This is a genomic window from Dyella terrae (assembly GCF_004322705.1).
GTDB lineage: Bacteria > Pseudomonadota > Gammaproteobacteria > Xanthomonadales > Rhodanobacteraceae > Dyella_D > Dyella_D terrae.
This window is the reverse complement of sequence record NZ_SIZZ01000002.1, coordinates 686,219-704,548: the sequence shown is the minus strand read 5'-3', so window position 1 is coordinate 704,548 and position 18,330 is coordinate 686,219. Positions and strand designations below refer to the sequence as shown.

At 64.0% G+C, this 18,330-nt stretch carries 16 protein-coding genes; 10 read left to right on the top strand and 6 right to left on the bottom strand.

Annotated elements, in window-relative coordinates; translation table 11 throughout:
• Positions 1-31: 31 nt before the first annotated feature.
• Together EYV96_RS13990 and ubiH are read right to left on the bottom strand one after the other, a co-directional pair.
• The gene (locus EYV96_RS13990) at positions 32-1,246 is read right to left on the bottom strand and encodes a UbiH/UbiF/VisC/COQ6 family ubiquinone biosynthesis hydroxylase (protein ID WP_131152149.1); all 1,215 of its coding nucleotides are present in this window, start codon (positions 1,244-1,246) and stop codon (positions 32-34) included.
• Positions 1,243-2,478, bottom strand: coding sequence for a 2-octaprenyl-6-methoxyphenyl hydroxylase (gene ubiH, locus EYV96_RS13985; protein ID WP_131152148.1), 1,236 nt, complete (start codon positions 2,476-2,478; stop codon positions 1,243-1,245). The genes EYV96_RS13990 and ubiH overlap by 4 nt, the downstream gene beginning before the upstream one ends.
• 216 nt (positions 2,479-2,694) lie before the next feature.
• Here ubiH and EYV96_RS13980 point away from each other — a divergent pair, with 216 nt between their 5' ends.
• The 3 genes from EYV96_RS13980 to EYV96_RS13970 are packed head-to-tail and all read left to right on the top strand — an operon-like array spanning position 2,695 to position 4,809.
• Positions 2,695-3,303 (top strand): hypothetical protein, encoded by a 609-nt coding sequence (locus EYV96_RS13980; RefSeq protein ID WP_131152147.1) that lies wholly within the window; start codon positions 2,695-2,697, stop codon positions 3,301-3,303.
• A gap of 14 nt (positions 3,304-3,317) precedes the next feature.
• A complete protein-coding gene (locus EYV96_RS13975; protein ID WP_131152146.1) occupies positions 3,318-3,884 on the top strand; it encodes a cob(I)yrinic acid a,c-diamide adenosyltransferase in 567 nt (188 codons plus the stop codon).
• Positions 3,885-3,894: 10 nt separating this feature from the next.
• Complete coding sequence (locus tag EYV96_RS13970; RefSeq protein ID WP_205746180.1) at positions 3,895-4,809, top strand: histone deacetylase family protein; 915 nt, start codon at positions 3,895-3,897, stop codon at positions 4,807-4,809.
• Positions 4,810-4,835: 26 nt separating this feature from the next.
• Here the strand turns inward: EYV96_RS13970 and msrB are convergent, their stop codons facing one another.
• Complete coding sequence (gene msrB / locus EYV96_RS13965; RefSeq protein WP_131152144.1) at positions 4,836-5,237, bottom strand: peptide-methionine (R)-S-oxide reductase MsrB; 402 nt, start codon at positions 5,235-5,237, stop codon at positions 4,836-4,838.
• Between the two features lie 86 nt (positions 5,238-5,323).
• On the opposite strand from msrB, the gene EYV96_RS13960 reads away from it, so the two are divergent.
• The 6 genes from EYV96_RS13960 (at position 5,324) to EYV96_RS13935 (ending at position 12,374) form a co-directional block, all read left to right on the top strand.
• On the top strand, positions 5,324-7,852 hold the full coding sequence (locus EYV96_RS13960) for an LPS-assembly protein LptD (protein ID WP_131152143.1): 2,529 nt from the start codon (positions 5,324-5,326) through the stop codon (positions 7,850-7,852).
• Positions 7,853-7,875: 23 nt separating this feature from the next.
• Positions 7,876-9,234: a peptidylprolyl isomerase gene (locus EYV96_RS13955; protein WP_484488893.1), complete on the top strand. Its 1,359-nt coding sequence runs from the start codon at positions 7,876-7,878 to the stop codon at positions 9,232-9,234.
• An 8-nt stretch (positions 9,235-9,242) separates the two neighbouring features.
• Positions 9,243-10,238, top strand: coding sequence for a 4-hydroxythreonine-4-phosphate dehydrogenase PdxA (pdxA, locus tag EYV96_RS13950; RefSeq protein ID WP_131152141.1), 996 nt, complete (start codon positions 9,243-9,245; stop codon positions 10,236-10,238).
• A 48-nt stretch (positions 10,239-10,286) separates the two neighbouring features.
• Entirely contained in the window at positions 10,287-11,078 is a 792-nt protein-coding gene (gene rsmA / locus EYV96_RS13945; RefSeq protein WP_131152140.1) for a 16S rRNA (adenine(1518)-N(6)/adenine(1519)-N(6))-dimethyltransferase RsmA, read from the top strand.
• Positions 11,079-11,139: 61 nt separating this feature from the next.
• Positions 11,140-11,523: a Co2+/Mg2+ efflux protein ApaG gene (gene apaG, locus EYV96_RS13940; protein WP_131152139.1), complete on the top strand. Its 384-nt coding sequence runs from the start codon at positions 11,140-11,142 to the stop codon at positions 11,521-11,523.
• Positions 11,523-12,374, top strand: coding sequence for a symmetrical bis(5'-nucleosyl)-tetraphosphatase (locus tag EYV96_RS13935; protein WP_131152138.1), 852 nt, complete (start codon positions 11,523-11,525; stop codon positions 12,372-12,374). Before apaG ends, EYV96_RS13935 begins: the two co-directional genes overlap by 1 nt.
• 78 nt (positions 12,375-12,452) lie before the next feature.
• On the opposite strand, the gene secA is transcribed toward EYV96_RS13935, so the two are convergent.
• Positions 12,453-15,185: a preprotein translocase subunit SecA gene (secA, locus tag EYV96_RS13930; protein WP_131152137.1), complete on the bottom strand. Its 2,733-nt coding sequence runs from the start codon at positions 15,183-15,185 to the stop codon at positions 12,453-12,455.
• 246 nt (positions 15,186-15,431) lie between these two features.
• Positions 15,432-16,367 (bottom strand): M23 family metallopeptidase, encoded by a 936-nt coding sequence (locus EYV96_RS13925; protein ID WP_131152136.1) that lies wholly within the window; start codon positions 16,365-16,367, stop codon positions 15,432-15,434.
• Positions 16,368-16,396: 29 nt separating this feature from the next.
• Here EYV96_RS13925 and EYV96_RS13920 point away from each other — a divergent pair, with 29 nt between their 5' ends.
• Positions 16,397-16,879: a DciA family protein gene (locus EYV96_RS13920; RefSeq protein ID WP_131152135.1), complete on the top strand. Its 483-nt coding sequence runs from the start codon at positions 16,397-16,399 to the stop codon at positions 16,877-16,879.
• Positions 16,880-17,124: 245 nt separating this feature from the next.
• Here the strand turns inward: EYV96_RS13920 and lpxC are convergent, their stop codons facing one another.
• Positions 17,125-18,039, bottom strand: a complete 915-nt coding sequence (lpxC, locus tag EYV96_RS13915) for a UDP-3-O-acyl-N-acetylglucosamine deacetylase (protein WP_131152134.1) — start codon at positions 18,037-18,039, stop codon at positions 17,125-17,127.
• Positions 18,040-18,330: the final 291 nt, after the last annotated feature.

Sequence of the window (18,330 nt, the reverse complement as noted above, 5' to 3'; positions counted from 1 at the left end):
CCACCCCTCGTTGGTTTTGGAAAGCCGCGAATCAGCGCCCTGCGGCGTGATCGGAGAACAAGCGTTTCACCGGTGCCAGTTTATTGAGCAGACGCACGCCCACGCCTCGTGCCGCCACCATGGGTGGTGACTGCCACGCGTAGATGCGCGCCAGGGCATCAAAGCTCCAGGCATCAAGGTTGTCGGCGCTGCGGCGACGTCGCGCGTAACGACGCAGGACGTGCGAAGCGGCGATGTCGCGACCGTGCTCGCGCGCATCCAGCAAGGTGGCGCGCAGTTCTTCGACATCGCGCAAGCCAAGATTGACGCCCTGCCCGGCGAGCGGATGCACGGCATGCGCCGCATCACCCAGCAGCACCATGCGTTCGGACTGGTAGGTTTCGGCCAGCTGCAGCTTCAGCGGGAAGGCCGCGCGACGCGTGGTAGCCGTGATCTGGCCAAGCCGGAAATCGCTGGCAACGCCCAGCTCGGTCATGAAACCTGCATCATCGAGCGCCAGCACGCGTTGCGCCTCGGCTTCCGGCAGCGACCACACGATGGAACTGCGGCCATCGGCCAAGGGCAGGAACGCAAGAGGCCCGGTCGACACAAATCGCTGCCAGGCAGTGTAGTCGTGCGGGCGCTCGGTCCTAACGTGGGCAACGACACCGCGTTGGGCGTAATCGCGCCCGGACGTGGCAATGCCGGCCCACTGGCGCAGGGGCGACGCGGCGCCATCGGCCGCTACCAGCAATCGCGATGCAACCGATTCGCCGTTGGCGAAGTTGAGATGGATGCGATCGTCGCCGATGTCAAATCCTGTCACTTCCACCGGACAAAGGCGCTGGACGCCGGCGCTTTCGAGCGCCTCCCACAATCGCCATTGCACGAGGTTGTTTTCGACGATGTAACCAAGCAGGTCGCGACCTTCGCTGGCCGCATCGAAATCGATGGCCGAACCGTTCTCCGCATCCCAGACATGCATGTGCGTATACGGCCCGGCGCGCGAATCGCGAATGGACGTCCAGACGCCAAGATCATCGAGCAACGCAATCGACGACGGCGCCAGCCCGACGACGCGCAGATCGACTTCATCCCTGGCCGACCAGGCCGAAGGCGCGCGCGCCTCGGCCAGCGCCGTCGCAAATCCCGCGCGCGCCAGCGCCAGTGCGGTCGCCGACCCAACCATGCCGCCGCCCACGACGATCACATCCAGTGACGGACCGCGGCGACGTGCACCTTCCCGCGAAAGCAGCGAGGTACTCATGGCAGTCGCTCCAGCACCGCGCGCGGCGGCTTGCCGCGAAATCCCATGCCACGCCGCGCGATGAAACGCTGGAGCGGCGGTACGTGATCAAAGGCCAGCAGCGCCAGCGAACGCAGCGGTCCGAACAACGGCTGTTCCAGACAGGCCAGACGGATGAGGCCATGGCTCATGGCCATGGTGCCTTCGCGATCCGGCGCCCGGCGCGCAGCGTACTCGGCCAGCAAGGCTGCCTCGCCGGGATCGGCGACGGGCGCGATCAGTTCGGCCAGGGTCAGCGCATCACGCAGGCCCAGATTGAATCCCTGCGCACCGATCGGATGCACGGTCTGCGCCGCATTGCCGATCACTACCGCGCGCCGCCCGACAAGTTGCGCCGCGGCAACACGCTTGATCGGATAGGGAAAACGCTTACCCGGTCGCGACAGGCGCCCCAGGCGCCAGCCAAAGCGTTGCTGCGCAAGGTCGATGAATGCTTCGTCGTCCAGGGCGGCCACCGCGTCGGCCTCTTCCGCGGGAACGGTCAGTACCAGGCCGCATCGCTTCTCCGCCAGAGGCAGCACAGCGACCGGACCGCCATCGGCAAAGCGCTCGAAGGCCCGGCCCGCGTGATCGCGCTCGGGCGTGATCGTGCAGACGAACAGCGCCTGTTCGTAATCGTAAGTGTCCGCCTCGATGCCCAGTTGTTTGCGCACCGACGAGGTGGTTCCGTCGGCGCCGACCAGGAGCGCGACATCCAGCGTCCGGACACCCTCGGGCGTCCTTATGTGTGCGCGCCAGCCATCGTCCAGCGGCTCCATCGTTTCCAGCGTCGCCGGTGCAAGGCGCGTCAACTGCGTGCATTCGTCCAGTCGACGCAGCAAGCCTGCGCCCAGTTCGCGCGCAGGCAGCGTGTAACCCAGTGCATCGACGCCCTCGCGTCCGGCATCCATCCGCGTGGCGCCAAATTCACCGGCCCGGCTCACGTGGATCTGGCGAATGGGCGTGGCGCCCCCCCTGGCATGGCGCCAGACGCCGATGGCGTCCAGGCCGTTGACCGTGGCCCGGGCCAGAGCAAGGTTGCGCTCGTCGTAGCTGGGCTGCGCGTCGACACGCGGCGCGGCGGCCTCGACCAGGATCGCGGGACAACCCGCGGCGTCCAGGGCAATGGCCAGACTGGCACCCACCAGTCCGCCACCCACGATGAGAACCGGACGGCGCGATCCGCCGTTGGGGAGGGGGCTATCGAGAGTCATGGGCGGCGATCATACGCGGGTTGAAGTCGATTCCGGGGCGAGGTTTCGCTGACCGTAGGTCCCAGCATGACCCACGCCGGTTCAGTCCCGCCTGACGCCGGTCATTCACATGGCGCACACGCGGCCCGGCCAGACACGCCCCTTCCCGAGTCTCAAGCCCCACCGCTTGGGCTAGACTAGGTGATCTCTATCGGGCTTCTGTTTCCGGAGCAATTCATGGTTACCAAGCAATCCCAGCGCCTCGGCATTTTCCTGGCGCTCGCCCTGGTGATGGCGGCTACCCGCATGCACCACTTCGAAGGTCACTTCGATCGCCTGCCCGACGCCTCCTGGGCCGTGTTCTTCCTTGCCGGCTTCTGGCTGCGCGGCTCCGTGCGCTGGGCCTTCCCGATCCTGATGGCGCTGGCGGTGGCGCTCGATTACCTGGCCATCCGCAACCTTGGCCTGAGCTTCTGGGATCACTACTGCGTCTCGGTGGCCTATTGGTTCCTGGTGCCGTCGTACTTCGCGCTGTGGATGGGCGGCAGCTGGCTGTCGCGCCATTACGCCGGCCTCACCCTGAAGACCCTGGCGTTCGGTGCCGCCGCGCTGTTGGTCAGCGAAGGCGTGTGCTACCTGCTGTCGAACGGCAGCTTCTACTGGCTGAGCGACAGCGTGCCGGCTCCGCGCAGCTTTGGCGCATGGTTCAAGAACCTGGGCGACTGGTACATGACCTTCCTGGTCGGCACCGCAGCCTATGCCGCCGTCGGTGCGGTGTTGCACGTCGTGGTGACCCAGCTTGCCCGCGTGCTCGGTCACGCCGGCGAGCAGGGCCTGCGTCGCTGACCGGCCACGCTTAAGTGGGCAATCGTCTTTCCAAGATCTACACCCGCACGGGTGATGACGGCAGCACCGGCCTTGGCGATGGTTCGCGCGTCGCCAAGGACTCGCTGCGCGTTGGCGCCTACGGCACGGTCGACGAGCTCAACAGCACCATCGGTATGGTGCTGGCGAGCGAAGGCGTGGACGACGCGGTGCGGGAAACCCTGACCCAGGTGCAGCACGATCTGTTCGACCTGGGTGGCGAACTGTGCATTCCCGGCATGGCGATGATCCAGGATGCGGACATCGACCGCCTCGAACAGGTGCTCGACACGTTCAACGAGCCGCTGCCGCCGCTGAAGGATTTCATCCTGCCCGGTGGCGGCATGGCTGCCGCCTGCTGCCACGTGGCACGCACGGTCTGCCGGCGCGCCGAGCGCGAAGTCGTCGCGCTCGGGCGCGTCGAGGAAGTGCGGCCGCAGGCGCAGCGCTACCTCAATCGCCTGTCGGACCTGCTCTTCGTGATCTGCCGCGTGCTGGCACGCAACAGTGGCCATGGCGAAGTGCTGTGGCAGCACGAGCGTCGCCGCAAACCGCAAAGCTGAGAGCCGCATGCTGCGGCTCTACACCCATCCGATCTGTCTCGAGCATGACCCGGGCCTGGGCCACGCGGAATCGCCGTCGCGTCTTCGCGCCGTCCTTGAAGCGCTCGACCAGGACCGCTTTGCCGCGATCGACCGCATCGAAGCCCCGCTAGCCACGCGCGAACAGCTGTTGCGCGTGCACACCGAAGCCCACGTCGACACCCTGCTGGCCATCGCCCCGGATACCGGGACGGTGCAGCTGGACGAAGATACCTGGATGTCGCCGAACTCCGCCCAGGCCGCCCTCAGGGCTGCGGGTGCGGCCGTGGCCGCCGTCGATGAAGTAATGCAGCACGGCGGCAAGGCATTCTGCGCCGTGCGCCCGCCCGGCCACCACGCCACCCCCGACCGGGCCATGGGCTTTTGCCTGTTCAACAATATCGCCATCGCGGCCGCGCATGCGATCGGGCGCCATGGGCTCAAGCGCGTGGCGATTGCCGACTTCGACGTGCACCACGGCAACGGCACGCAGGACATCTTCTGGCGCGAACCGCGCGTGATGTTCATTTCAAGCCACCAGTCGCCGCTGTACCCGGACACGGGCAGCGCCAGCGAGCGTGGGGTCGGCAACATTTTCAATGCGCCGCTATCGCCCGGCGATGGTTCCTACGAGTTCCGCGAGCTGTGGCAGGGCGACCTCTTGCCGAAGCTCTACGCCTTCAAGCCCCAGTTGGTGCTGGTGTCGGCGGGATTCGACGCGCACCGGGGCGACCCGCTCGCCGATCTTCGGCTTGGCACGGAAGACTACGCCTGGATCACCAGCCGGCTGGTCGACCTGGCACATGCCCATGCCAACGGGCGATTGGTTTCGACGCTGGAAGGCGGTTACAACCTCGGCGCCCTGGCCGCCTCCGTCGCGGCGCACGTAGGCGAACTGCTCGACTGAAGTTCAGCCGAGCAGCCGTGCTTGCGTCAGCCTTGCGGCTCGAAGTCCAGCGCCACCGAATTGATGCAGTAACGCAGGCCTGTCGGCTTGGGTCCGTCGGGGAAGACGTGACCGAGGTGCGACCCGCACTGGGCACACGTTACCTCGGTGCGCCGCATTCCATGGCTTTCATCCTCATGCAAGGAGACGGCGGCCCGATCCAGCGGCTGAAAGTAGCTGGGCCAGCCCGAGCCCGAGTCGTACTTGGCTTCCGAAGCGAACAGTTTCGCGTGGCAGGCCGCACAGACGTAGGTTCCTGCTTCCTTGTGGCGATACCACTTTCCACTGAACGGTGGTTCAGTCGCCGAGCACCGACAGACAGCGTATTGCTCCGGCGTCAGCTCGGCCTGCCATTCGGCGTCGGTCTTCTGAACTTTTTGCTGGCTCATGCTGAACTCTCCTGAGGTCATTGACCTGCCGTATATGGGGGCTTTCTGTTAGCTTAACGACCCTCTCGGACCGACAGAGCGCCAACGTGACGCCCAAGCCGCCTTCACGCCTTCTGCCTCCTCGCCGCCTGATCGCGGTTGCAGCAGCCCTCGCCCTGTTCGGCAGCCAGGCCGAAGCCCAGACGGCCCCGTCGAATGAAGAAAGCCCGGCGCCCGCGGCACCGACGGCCCAGCCTTCGATGGCACCGCCCGTGGCTGAAAGCTGCCCGCTCGGTTCGTTCCATTGCAAGCCCCGGCCGCTGAACTATGCCATGTGCCGGCCCAACGCCCTGCTCGAGTTCTACGATCCGGCCCTCACCAAGGACACGACCTTGCGTGAGACCTCCAATACCGAGGTGTATGCGGAGGAAGTCGACAGCTCGGACCAGACGGTCTACCACCTGAAGGGCCGCGTCGACATCACGCGCGCCGACCAGCGCCTGCGCTCGGACACCGCCGACTACAACAGCGATACCACGGACTACGACGCGCACGGCAATGTGCGCTACCAGGAGTCCGGTCAGTTGCTTGCCGCTGAGCACATCAAGGGCAACACCGACAGTAGTACGGGTATCGCCGACAACGTGCGCTACCAGATGCTCACCTCACGTGGTAACGGCACGGCCAAACAGGGCCAGATGCTCGATGCCCAGCGCACGCATTATTCGCAAGTCACCTACTCGACCTGCGACGTGGGCCATCACCTGTGGGAAGTGCGCTCGAAGGATCTGCGCATCGACAAGGAAAGCGGCGTGGGCGTGGCGCATGGGGCGACGATGCGTTTTGCCAACGTGCCGTTCCTGTACCTGCCCTACTTCTCGTTCCCGGTGGATGACCGTCGCAAGAGCGGCTTCCTCTATCCGATGATCGGCAACAGCAGCCGCTCCGGGTTTATGGTGAGCGCGCCCTACTACCTCAACCTGGCACCGAACTACGACGCCACCCTGGATCCGCGCTACTACAGCGACCGCGGCTTCCTGCTGGGCGCCGAGTTCCGCTACCTGAACCTGATCCCGGGCACCACCGGACAGCTCAATGTCGAGTACATGCCCCACGACAGCGGCGGCAATGACCCGAACAGCGTCGAGGACACCAAGGGCGACAGCCGTTACCTGGTCAAGTGGAACAACGTTTCGCATATCGTCGGGCCGGTCAATTTCTCGGCGAGCATCAACCGCGCGTCGGACCGCAATTACCTGCGCGACTTCGGCAACGATCTGTATACCTCGTCGATCGGCACGCTGACCTCGTCGGCCTACCTGACGGCAGGCGGCAACCACTGGAATGCCTCGTTCGGCGCGGACACCTACCAGAACGTCGATCCGAATCTGCCCGACACCGTGGTGCAGTACAAGCGCTGGCCGCGTGCCACTTTCAATTTGAACCTGCCGATCGAGCGCTGGCTCGAATTCGGCGCCACGACCGAAGCCGTGGCGTTCCGCAAGGACGACGTGGTGGAAGGCAACCGCCTGGACATCTACCCGTACCTGCAGGCGGATTTCCGTGGCGCCTCGTGGTTCGTTCGTCCGCGCGTGGCTTACCGCTACACCGGTTACGAGCTGAGCAGCGGCTACCAGAACTACAACTACTACGGCCTGACCACGCCGGGCCTCGCCGCCGCGGGCGTCACCACGCCGTTTACCCAGCGCTCGCCCAGCCGCTCGTTGCCGGTGGTGAGCCTGGATACCGGCCTGATCTTCGATCGCATGACCACGCTGTTCGGCAACAGCTATACGCAGACGCTCGAACCGCGCCTGTATTACCTGTACGTGCCGTACCGCAACCAGAACGACATCCCGCTGTTCGACAGCAACCTGATGTCGTTCGACTACTGGCAGCTGTTCTCGCCGAACCAGTTCTCCGGCGCCGATCGCCAGATGAACGCCAATAACCTCACGGCGGCCGTCACCACGCGCCTGCTCGACGACAACGGCGTCGAGCGCCTGTCCTTCAGCTTCGGCCAGATTCGCTACTTCACCCAGCAGAAGGTGCAGCTGCCGAACGGCTACAACACCACGACGGCGGCGACCGATTTCGGCGGTTCGGACTACGTCGCCCAGTTCACCGCCCAGCTGAGCGACGACTGGCGCCTGAATTCGTCCTACCAGTGGAACCCGAACCATATCGCCGTGCGCGACGCCCAGGGCAACGTGATCAGCTACCAGGGTCGCAATACCGACGTCGCCACCGTGGGGCTGCAGTACCGCCTGGGCCTCGATGGCGTGATGAACTTCGGCTATCGCTACCGTCGCGCCGGCACCACCGACCTGGCTCAGCTGGAACAATACGACGTCTCCGCGGTCTACCCGATCTCGGACCGCTGGCGCATTCTCGGCCGCTGGGCCTACTCCGTAGCCGACAAGCGCACCGTCGAGGCGCTGGCCGGCATCGAGTACGACAGCTGCTGCGTTGCCGTTCGCCTGGTCGGCCGTCACTACGTGGATTCCTCCAGTCCGACGCTGACCAACGTCCGGGCCAATAACGCGATCATGTTCGAGTTGCAATTCAAGGGCTTGGGTGCGTTCAACGGCCAGACGGAAGGCGTTCTGCGGCGTGGTATCCTTGGCTATCAATAAACACACCCCATCGCCTGAGGCGATTGAAGGCACTTAACCAGATGAAGCAGCCTCTCGCGTTGTTCCTCCTCGCGGTCGCCTCCGTGGCGACCGTCCTGCCCGCGCATGCCCAGCTCCTGCCGCAGGCGGAGGCCAACAAGCCGCTCGACCGTATCGTCGCTGTCGTCGACGATGGTGTGATCCTGCAAAGCGAGCTGGACGACGCCGTCCGCTCCGTGCAGCAGCAGTACGCCAGCCAGCCGGGCCAGCTCCCGCCGCTGGATGTTCTGCGCCGTCAGGTGCTCGACCGTCTCGTGCTGATGCGCCTGCAGGTCCAGCGTGCCGACGAGCAGGGCATCCGCGTGTCCGACCAGGACGTGGACCAGGCCGTCAATGCCGTGGCCCAGCAGAACCGCATGACGCCGGAACAGCTGCGCTCCGCCGTGGAGCAGGATGGCTCGAGCTTTGCCTCGTTCCGCAAGCAGCTGTCCGAACAGCTCATCGCCCAGCGCCTGCATGAAAGCGTCGTGCGCGATTCGGTATCGGTGACCGACAGCGAAATCAACAACCTGCTGGCCAGCCCCACCTACAAGGCCGGTGAGGTGCATCTGGCGCACATCCAGATCAGCATTCCGTCCGGTGGCACGGCCTCCGACATCCAGTCGGCCCAGGCCAAGGCCCAGCAGGCGATGGACGCGATCAAGGGCGGCATGGACTTCAATGCCGCGGCCATCCGCTTCTCCGACGCCCAGGATGCCCTGGACGGTGGCGACCTTGGCTGGCGCCGCATGGACGAAGTCCCGCCGGCCTTTGCCGACGCCGTGGGCACCATGAAGCCGGGCGATGTCAGCCCTGCCCTGCGTGGTCCGACGGGCTTCCATATTCTCAAGCTGGTCGAGACCCGTGCGCCGCAGCGCCAGGTGGTACCGGAGTTCCACGCCCGCCAGATCCTGATCAAGCCCAGCGAACTGCTGACGCCGGAACAGGCGCACCAGAAGGCGCAGGACATCTACAACCGCATCGTCAACAAGAAAGAAGACTTCTCGAAGCTGGCGAAGGAAAACTCCAAGGACAACACCACGGCCAATGCCGGCGGTGACATGGGTTGGTTCCCGCAGCAGGCCTGGGGCTCGATCATTGCCCAGCAGCTGGGTCAGCTGAAGGACGATCAGGTCTCGCAGCCGTTCCAGAGCGAAGCGGGCTGGCACATCCTGCAGCGACTGGGTGAGCGTCAGAGCGACCGTACGGACGAGATCGAGCGCGACCAGGCGCGCCAGGCCATCGGCAACCGCAAGGCCGAGCAGGCGTACGAGGATTACCTGCGCGAAATGCGCTCGAACGCCTACGTCGACATCCTGGTACCGGACCTGCGCGACCCGAACCAGCCAAACAAGAAGTCCTGAGCCGGGCCTTGAACGCGAACGCACTACCCCGGCTCGCCGTCACCGCTGGCGAACCGGCGGGCGTCGGCCCCGAACTGCTGATCCGATTGGCCGCCACTTCGCTGGCGGCCAATTTCGTTGCGGTCACCGATCGCCGGTTACTTGAGCGTGCCGCGGCGCGGTGCGGTGCAGCCATCCGTCTGATCGACGACGATGGTTTGCCGGTCGATCATCGGGATCCGGGAACTCTGCGCGTCCGCCATGTCGACCTGGGCGCACCGGAGACACCGGGACACCCGGATCCCGCCAATGCGCAGCACGTGCTTTCGACCCTGCTCGAAGCCGCCGATGGCTGCATGGCCGGTCGCTACGACGCCGTGGTCACCGCACCATTGCAAAAGGCGTCGATCAACGACGCGGGCGTGCGCTTCAGCGGTCACACCGAGTTCTTCGCCGAACACAGCCGCAGCCAAGTCGTGATGATGCTGGCCAGCCCGGAGCTGCGCGTGGCGCTGGCGACCACGCATTTGCCGTTGTCGCGCGTGCCTGCGGCGATCACTGCCGAGGGCCTGCAGAAGACGTTGCACATCGTCCACGACGAAATGCGCGCGAAGTTCGCTATCGCCCAACCCCGCATCGCCGTGCTCGGACTCAATCCGCATGCCGGTGAAGACGGACACCTTGGACGCGAAGAGCTCGACATCATCATTCCCGTGCTCGACGCCTTGCGCGCGCAGGGCATGACGCTGATCGGGCCGATGCCGGCGGACACTGCTTTCGTGCCGGCACAACGATCGCGTTACGACGCGGTGCTGGCGATGTATCACGACCAGGCCTTGCCGGTGCTCAAGAGCGAAGCCTTCGATCGCACGGTCAATCTCACCCTGGGATTGCCCTTCATTCGCACGTCGGTCGATCACGGCACCGCACTCGACCTGGCCGGTACCGGCCGCGCGGATCCATCCAGCCTGATCGCCGCGGTGACCATGGCGCTCGACCTGATCGCGCGTCGACGCGCGGCCTGACGGCTGCTTGACCGCCCACTCACTCCCTTCCGATTACTTTTTCACCTTATGAACGCCCGCCCCAAGAAGAGCTTCGGCCAACACTTCCTGCACGAGAAGCGCTACATCGAACGCATCGTCAGCGCCATTTCACCCAAGGATGGCGACGTCGTGGTGGAGATTGGCCCGGGTGAAGGCGCACTCACCCTGCCCCTCCTGGCCGTGGCCCACAAGATGACGGCGATCGAACTGGATACCGACCTGATCCCCGATCTGCAGGCGCGTGCCGCTGCCGTTGGTGAGCTGGAGATCATTCACTCGGACGTCCTCAAGGTTGATTTTTCCGAGCTCGCCCGCGCTCGTGGCGTGGAACGCCTGCGCATCGCTGGCAACTTGCCCTACTACATTTCCAGCCCGATCCTGTTTCATTGCGTGGACCACAGCAGCGCGATCCAGGACATGCACTTCATGTTGCAGAAGGAAGTGGTCGACCGCATGGCCGCCGAGCCCGGCAGCAAGGTCTATGGACGACTCTCGGTCATGTTGCAGCTCGCCTGCCGCGTCGAACCCCTCTTCACGGTGCCACCGGGCGCGTTCCGGCCCCCGCCGAAGGTCGATTCCGCCGTGGTGCGCGTTATCCCGCTGCCTGCCGCCGAGCGCCATGATGCCGACCCCAGGCGAGTTCATGACATCGTGAAGGCCGCGTTCGCGCAACGTCGCAAGACGCTGAACAATGCCCTGCGCCAGGTCATGGACAGTGAGGCGATCCGCAGCGCCGACGTGGACCCCAAAGCCCGCGCGGAAACCCTGTCCCCCGCGGACTTCGTGCGACTCGCGAAAGTGCCCGTTTTACCGGCCTGATGTTCCGACGCCTCCGCATGGTTTTGCCCCTACGGAGAGCGGCAGGCCTTACAATCGAGCCATGACTGAGAAAGCTTCCTACACGATCGACGTGCAGGTCGAAACACGCTTCGTCCCCGACCAGTCCAAGCCCGGTGACAATCGATATGTGTTCGCCTACACGGTAACTTTGCGCAACGACGGCGACGTGCCGGCGCGCCTGCTCGGCCGCCACTGGATCATTACCGACGCCAACGGCAAGGTTGAGGAAGTTCGCGGCGAAGGCGTGGTCGGCGAACAGCCGTGGATGCGCCCCGGCGACGATTACGAGTACACCTCCGGCGCCGTACTTGAAACGGCTGTAGGCACGATGCACGGAAGCTACGAGATGCTCGCCGACGACGGCACGCGCTTCGAGGCCCCCATCCCTGCCTTTACCCTCTCCATTCCGCGTACGCTGCACTGATGGCTACGTACGCGATTGGCGACGTCCAGGGTTGCCTCCCCGAGCTTCAGAAGCTGCTGGACAAGCTGAACTTCGACCCAGCCCAGGACCGCCTGTGGTTCTGCGGTGACCTGGTCAACCGCGGAGGCGAGTCGCTGGGTACGCTGCGCTTCATCCATCGGATTCGCGAGAGCGTCATCGTCACGCTCGGCAATCACGACCTCAGCTTGCTGGCGATTGCGCAGCGACGACCTGAGGCGCAATCGAAGGTCAATCCGGAACTGCGCGAGGTGCTGTTTGCCGATGACGCCCCGGTGCTGTTCGAGTGGCTGCGTACGCAGAAACTGCTGCATCACGACGAACAGCTGGGATGGACGATGGTCCATGCCGGCATGGCACCTGCGTGGACACTGCGCCAGGCGCAGCGCTCGGCGCAGGAAGTCGAGCGTGAGCTCTCGAGCCCCAGGCACGCGCGCATTCTCAAGAATCTGTTCGGCAATCGTCCGGCCGCGTGGTCGAGCCGACTGCAGGGCATCGAGCGTCTGCGCGCCTCGATCAACACGCTGACGCGCATGCGCTATTGCGATATCCATGGCCGCATCGACTTCGAGAGCAAGGGCATTCCGGGCACGCAAAAGCCGGGCATGTATCCCTGGTTCGAAGTGCCCGGCATGAAGCGTCGCGAGAACACGCGCATCGTGTGTGGCCACTGGTCGGCGCTCGGTCGCTTCGCTGGCCTGGGCATCTATGCCATCGACACAGGCTGCGTGTGGGGCGGACAACTCACGGCACTGCGCCTCGACACCGAGGAGCCGCAGTACATCGCGGTGAATGCGGAGCCGCATCGCAAGCGCCTCCCCGGCGGGGACTGAGTTCCCGGAGGAACCGCGACCGCTCGCGTACCCCAAGTCTCCATACAAAAACGGCGCCCATGGGCGCCGTTTTCTTGATCAGCTCAACTGCCCGTGGCAGTGCTTGAACTTCTTGCCCGAACCGCAGGGGCAAGGATCGTTGCGTCCGACCTTGGGGCCCTGCGCGCCAGCAGCATCAGCCGCCACCATGCTGCCCAATGCCAGCGCTTCCGGATCTGCACCGAGCGCGCCCACCGGGGCACCGCCGCCCGTGGCCTGCATCTGACGGGCGAGGCGATCGGCCATGCGCTGCTGTTCTGCTTCCATCGCAGCGACTTCCTCCTCGCTGCGAACGCGGATGCGCGCCAGCATCTGCACCACTTCGGTCTTGATGCGCTCGAGCATGCTGGAGAACAGTTCGAACGACTCGCGCTTGAACTCCTGCTTCGGCTGCTTCTGCGCGTAACCGCGCAGGTAGATGCCCTGGCGCAGGTAGTCCATGCTTGCCAGATGTTCCTTCCAGGCGTTGTCGACCACGCTCAGCATGATGTGCTTTTCAAGCTGACGCATGGTGTCCGGACCGATCTGCGCTTCCTTGGCCTTGAACAGCTCGTCCATGCCCTGCTGGACATGCTTGAGGATCATGCCGGCGTCAATCTCGTGCTGCTCTTCGACCCAGTGCATGAGCTGCAGCGACAGGCCGAACTCGCTCTCCAGCTCACGATCCAGACCCGCCAGATCCCACTGGTCATCGATGCTGTCCGCCGGGACATAACGATGCACCACATCGGCCACCACGTCGTCGCGGATATCGCGCACGGTGTCGGACACGTCGTCGACTTCGAGGAGCTCATCGCGCTGGCTGTAGATCACCTTGCGCTGATCGTTGGCGACGTCGTCGAATTCGAGCAGGTGCTTACGGATATCGAAGTTGTGCTGTTCGACCTTGCGCTGCGCCTTTTCGATCTGGCGACTGACCATGCGGTCTTCCAGCGCTTCGTTTTCCTTCATGCCGAACATGCGCATCCAGCGACCGACCCAGTCGCCCGCAAAGATGCGCAGCAGGTTGTCTTCCAGCGACAGATAGAAGCGCGACGAACCCGGGTCACCCTGGCGGCCCGAACGACCACGCAGCTGGTTGTCGATACGACGCGACTCGTGGCGCTCGGTACCGACGATGTGCAGGCCACCGGCCTCCAGCACCTGCTCGTGCTTCTTCTTCCACTCGGTCTTGACCTTGGCGCGATCGGCATCGGTCGCCGTTTCCGGCAACGCCTGCAGCGCCGCTTCGAGGCTGCCGCCGAGCACGATGTCAGTACCGCGACCGGCCATGTTGGTGGCGATCGTCACCGAACCCGGCGCACCGGCCTGGGCGACGATATGCGCTTCGCGCTCATGCTGCTTGGCGTTGAGCACTTCGTGCGGAATCTTCGCCTTGGTCAGCAGCGTGGACAGCAGCTCGGACACTTCGATGGAGGTGGTACCCACCAGCACCGGCTGCCCGCGCTTGTGGCAATCCTGGATGTCCTCGATCACGGCGTCGTACTTGGCCTGCTGGCCAAGGAAAACCATGTCAGGGTTGTCCTTGCGGATCATCGGCTTGTGGGTGGGGATCACCACCACTTCCAGGCCGTAGATCTGCTGGAATTCGTAGGCTTCGGTATCAGCCGTACCGGTCATGCCGGCCAGCTTCTTGTACATGCGGAAGAGGTTCTGGAAGGTGATCGTCGCGAGCGTCTGATTTTCGCGCTGGATCGGCACGCCTTCCTTCGCTTCCACGGCCTGGTGCAGGCCATCGGACCAGCGACGACCCGGCAGCGTACGACCGGTGAATTCGTCAACGATCACCACTTCGCCATCGCGCACGATGTAATCAACGTCGCGGTGATAGATGGCGTTCGCGCGCAACGCGGCATTGAGGTGATGCACGACCGCGAGGTTCTTGGAGTCGTACAGGCCACTGTCGGCGTCGATCACGCCAGCCTGGCGCAGCAGTTCGTCCGCGTGCGACATGCCCTCTTCGGACAGGTGCACCTGCTTCTGCTTTTCGTCGACCCAGTAGTCGCCGGCGCCGTCTTCCTTTTCCTGGCGATGCATCTTCGGCACGATCTTGTTCACCGCGATGTACAGCTGCGGGGAATCTTCGGCCGGGCCGGAAATGATCAGCGGCGTGCGCGCCTCGTCGATAAGAATGGAGTCGACTTCGTCGACGATGGCGTAGTTCAGGCCGCGCTGGTAGCGCTGGTCCTTGCTCGACGCCATGTTGTCGCGAAGATAGTCGAAACCGAATTCGTTGTTGGTGCCGTACGTGATGTCAGCAGCGTACGCGGCGGCCTTGTCGGAGTGATCCATGCCCGGCCACACCACGCCAACGCTCAGGCCGAGGAAGTTGTAGAGCTTGCCCATCTGCGCCGAGTCACGACGTGCCAGGTAGTCGTTCACCGTCACCACGTGCACGCCCTTGCCTTCGAGCGCGTTGAGGTACACCGGCAACGTACCGACCAGGGTCTTGCCTTCACCCGTGCGCATTTCGGCAATGCGACCGGAATGCAGGACCATGCCGCCGATCATCTGCACGTCATAGTGGCGCATGCCGAGCACGCGCTTTGCGCCTTCGCGCACGACGGCGAATGCTTCCGGCAGGAGCTTGTCCAGCGACTCACCGGTGGCGATGCGCTGCTTGAACTCGTCGGTCTTGGCGCGCAGGGCGTCGTCGCTCAGCTCCTGGAATTCCGCCTCGAGCGCATTGATGCGCGTAACGGACTTGGAAAGCTGGCGCAGCACACGTTCGTTGCGGCTACCGAAAAGGCTGGTCAGAGCGCGATTAAGCATCGATCTTCCGGATCTTGGAGTCGTAGGCAGCCCACCGGACAAATCCGGCGGGACGAAAGGATTGATGATACTAGGGTCGGTCGGCGATCCCAAACGGCCATAAGCCGCGGGCTGGCCCCCTCCAGGGCAAGGCGAACCGGGTGTCCGCAAGGTTCTGCGGATGGCTTCCCCACATCGTTCCGACGATAGGGGTGGCGGCGCGCCCGCCCGGTTTCAAGGGCGGCGCGGCGTGAATTGCCCGGGGATTTACCGGTGATTTCGGACGTACGCCAGCGGATTGACGACGTTGCCCTTGTACCAGACTTCAAAATGCACATGCGAACCTGTGGAACGTCCGGTGGAACCGGCCTTGGCCACCACATCCCCGACGTGCACGCGCTGCCCCGGATGCACCACCAGCTTGCTGTTGTGGGCATAACGGGTCATGTAGCCGTTGCCATGATCGATCTCGATCACGTCGCCATAGCCGCTGCGGATGCCCGCAAACGTCACCATGCCTTCGGCCACGGCCAGGACCGGCGTACCGGTCGGCGTGGAAATATCGATGCCGGTATGGCGCGCGGAGTGCCCGCTGAACGGATCGGGGCGACCGCCAAAGTAGGATGAGATGTAGCCGCCCTCGACGGGCATGCCGGTTGGCTTGAGATTGGACTCGACGCGCGCGTCGAGCAGGAAACTTTGCAGCGCCGACAACTGCGCCTGCTGGCTGTCGAACTGGCCGGCCAGCTGGTCGATGCTGGCATTGAGCGTCTGCGGCAGCGGATACGCACCGCCATCCACGCTGTCTTCCACGCCGCCGACGCCGGGGTTCTGGTCGAAATTGAATTCGCCTTCGCCGATCTTGCCGACCTGGGTCAGGCGTTCACCGAGGGCATTGAGACGCGTGGATTGCGCCTGGAGTTGTCCGAGCTTCATGGCCAGCGCGTCGATATCGCGCTGCGCATCCTTGCGAACGCCGCCAAGCTGGGCGTTTTGCTGGGCGACCTGATCGCGCAGTTGCTTGATATCAGCCAGCGCGCGATCGCGCGGACTGGCGACAGCCAGTGCCACCGTGGCACCGAGGCCTGCGCAAGCAAGTACGGCACCGGCGGTGATGGCTGCCAGCCGAAAGCGCAAGCGCCGGTCGGCCAGATTGAATGTTTTCGGCACCCGCTTGGTGCGTGACACTAGTATGATTTGCATGTTTTTCCACGTCGAAGATGTCGGCACCCATGCAGCGCGATACGCCCTACGTTCCTCGCCGCACCGGATCCGGACTAAAAGCCCTCACCGAATGTGGCCCCTTCGCTTCGCTGGCTCGTAAAGCCGGCGAGCTGGACGCGTTGGACCGCGCACTGCGCCAGACGTTGCCATCACCACTGCGAGAACAAGTTCGTTTTGCGAACCTGCGTGACGGGCGCCTTGCGTTTTTGGCTCCTACACCTGCGTTGGCAGCCAGGCTGCGCCTTCTTCAGGCACAAATCCTCGCCACCGCACGCGCCATCGGCGTGCGAGCCTGGTACGTCTCCGTGAAAGTGGCCCCCCCTCCGCCGGTCGAAACCATACCGGATCGGACAAAACCGCTTTCGCCTCGTGCCGCAAGCCATCTCAAGGCTGCGGCGGTCTCTGTGACAGACCCCGAATTGCGGCGTCTGTTCCTCGAGCTGGCGTCCATCGCCGAAACTTCTGTTTCCCGGAAAAACCCAGGCGATTGATCGAGCATCGCCCCCTGTACAGCAAGATCGAAAACCGCAGTAGGTGTTCCGAACACCTGACACCCGTACCAACGGTGTCAGGTTTATAGCACGTACCCACACGGCAAGAAGACCTCGACATCTCCAACACGTGAATCACGGCCGCGTGAAGGGTTGAGGTATATCACAAAAGCAAAAGGCCGCACCTCTTGGGCGCGGCCTTTGCGATTTTTCCTACTTTATACCCGGATATTACTTAGGCGTTCTCAGATCGCCTGAGCCGGGTGGGCGTAGGAGATCGGCGAGGTGGCCGGATCGTCCTGGTAGCTGACCTCTTCCCATGCGGTGGCATCGGCCATCAGCGTGCGAAGCAGCTTGTTGTTGAGCTCATGACCGGACTTGTGCGCGTAGTACGCGCCGATCAGGCTGTGACCGAGCAGGTACAGGTCACCGATCGCGTCGAGGATCTTGTGCTTCACGAACTCGTCTTCGTAACGAAGACCGTCTTCGTTGAGCACGCGATAGTCATCGAGCACCACGGCGTTGTCCATCGAGCCGCCGAGCGCGAGGTTGTGCTCGCGAAGCATTTCGATGTCGCGCATGAAGCCGAAGGTACGGGCGCGGCTCACTTCCTTCACGAACGAGGTCGTGGAGAAATCGATCTCGGCGCGCGAGGTGCGCTTGCTGATGATCGGGTGATTGAATTCGATGGAGAAGCCCACCTTGAAGCCTTCAAACGGCTCAAAGCTGGCCCACTTGTCGCCTTCCTGCACCTTGATCGGCTTCTTGATGCGGATGAAGCGCTTGGCGACGTTCTGCTCTTCGATGCCTGCGGACTGCAGCAGGAAAACGAAGGGACCGGCGCTGCCATCCATGATCGGCACTTCCGGCGCGGAAAGATCGACGTAGGCATTGTCGATGCCCAGGCCGGCCATGGCCGAGAGAAGATGTTCAACCGTGGAAACGCGCACGTCACCGTTCACCAAAGTGGTGGACAGGCGAGTGTCACCGACGTTGTCGGGACGCGCATGAATATCGACCGGCGGGTTGAGGTCGGTGCGACGGAAAACGATGCCCGTGTTCGGCGCAGCCGGACGGAGCGTCATGTACACCTTGTCGCCAGTATGGAGACCGACGCCGGTGGCACGAATAATATTTTTGAGCGTACGCTGCTTGATCATTTTTTTGGTACCTGCTTAAGGGGCAGCAGCCAACAGGGAACGGATGCTAACACAGTCTTAACCACTGAAAAAGCAAACCGGCCCGTACAGTCTGTTCTGGCTTTCATCCTCCTTTCATCCTTCTAAGGGGGCTACTCGCCTGGCGAACAGGTCAATACCTCTTTTCCGTCAATAGCTTAGGGCAACACAGTGCCCCGCACCGGGGACGGGAGTCCGGCGGCGGGGCACTGGGCCGGCCAGCTCGCGAGAGCTGCCCGGGCCATGCGTCATCCAGGACGCACAGTCTTAACG

Bases quoted from the DNA above. Each gene is read 5' to 3' on its own strand.
- EYV96_RS13925 (WP_131152136.1), bottom strand. From the start codon at position 16,367: ATGCAAATCATACTAGTGTCACGCACCAAGCGGGTGCCGAAAACATTC.
- EYV96_RS13935 (WP_131152138.1), top strand. From the start codon at position 11,523: ATGGCTACGTACGCGATTGGCGACGTCCAGGGTTGCCTCCCCGAGCTT.
- msrB (WP_131152144.1), bottom strand. From the start codon at position 5,237: ATGAGCCAGCAAAAAGTTCAGAAGACCGACGCCGAATGGCAGGCCGAG.
- rsmA (WP_131152140.1), top strand. From the start codon at position 10,287: ATGAACGCCCGCCCCAAGAAGAGCTTCGGCCAACACTTCCTGCACGAG.
- apaG (WP_131152139.1), top strand. From the start codon at position 11,140: ATGACTGAGAAAGCTTCCTACACGATCGACGTGCAGGTCGAAACACGC.
- EYV96_RS13920 (WP_131152135.1), top strand. From the start codon at position 16,397: ATGCAGCGCGATACGCCCTACGTTCCTCGCCGCACCGGATCCGGACTA.
- EYV96_RS13980 (WP_131152147.1), top strand. From the start codon at position 2,695: ATGGTTACCAAGCAATCCCAGCGCCTCGGCATTTTCCTGGCGCTCGCC.
- ubiH (WP_131152148.1), bottom strand. From the start codon at position 2,478: ATGACTCTCGATAGCCCCCTCCCCAACGGCGGATCGCGCCGTCCGGTT.
- secA (WP_131152137.1), bottom strand. From the start codon at position 15,185: ATGCTTAATCGCGCTCTGACCAGCCTTTTCGGTAGCCGCAACGAACGT.
- EYV96_RS13990 (WP_131152149.1), bottom strand. From the start codon at position 1,246: ATGAGTACCTCGCTGCTTTCGCGGGAAGGTGCACGTCGCCGCGGTCCG.
- lpxC (WP_131152134.1), bottom strand. From the start codon at position 18,039: ATGATCAAGCAGCGTACGCTCAAAAATATTATTCGTGCCACCGGCGTC.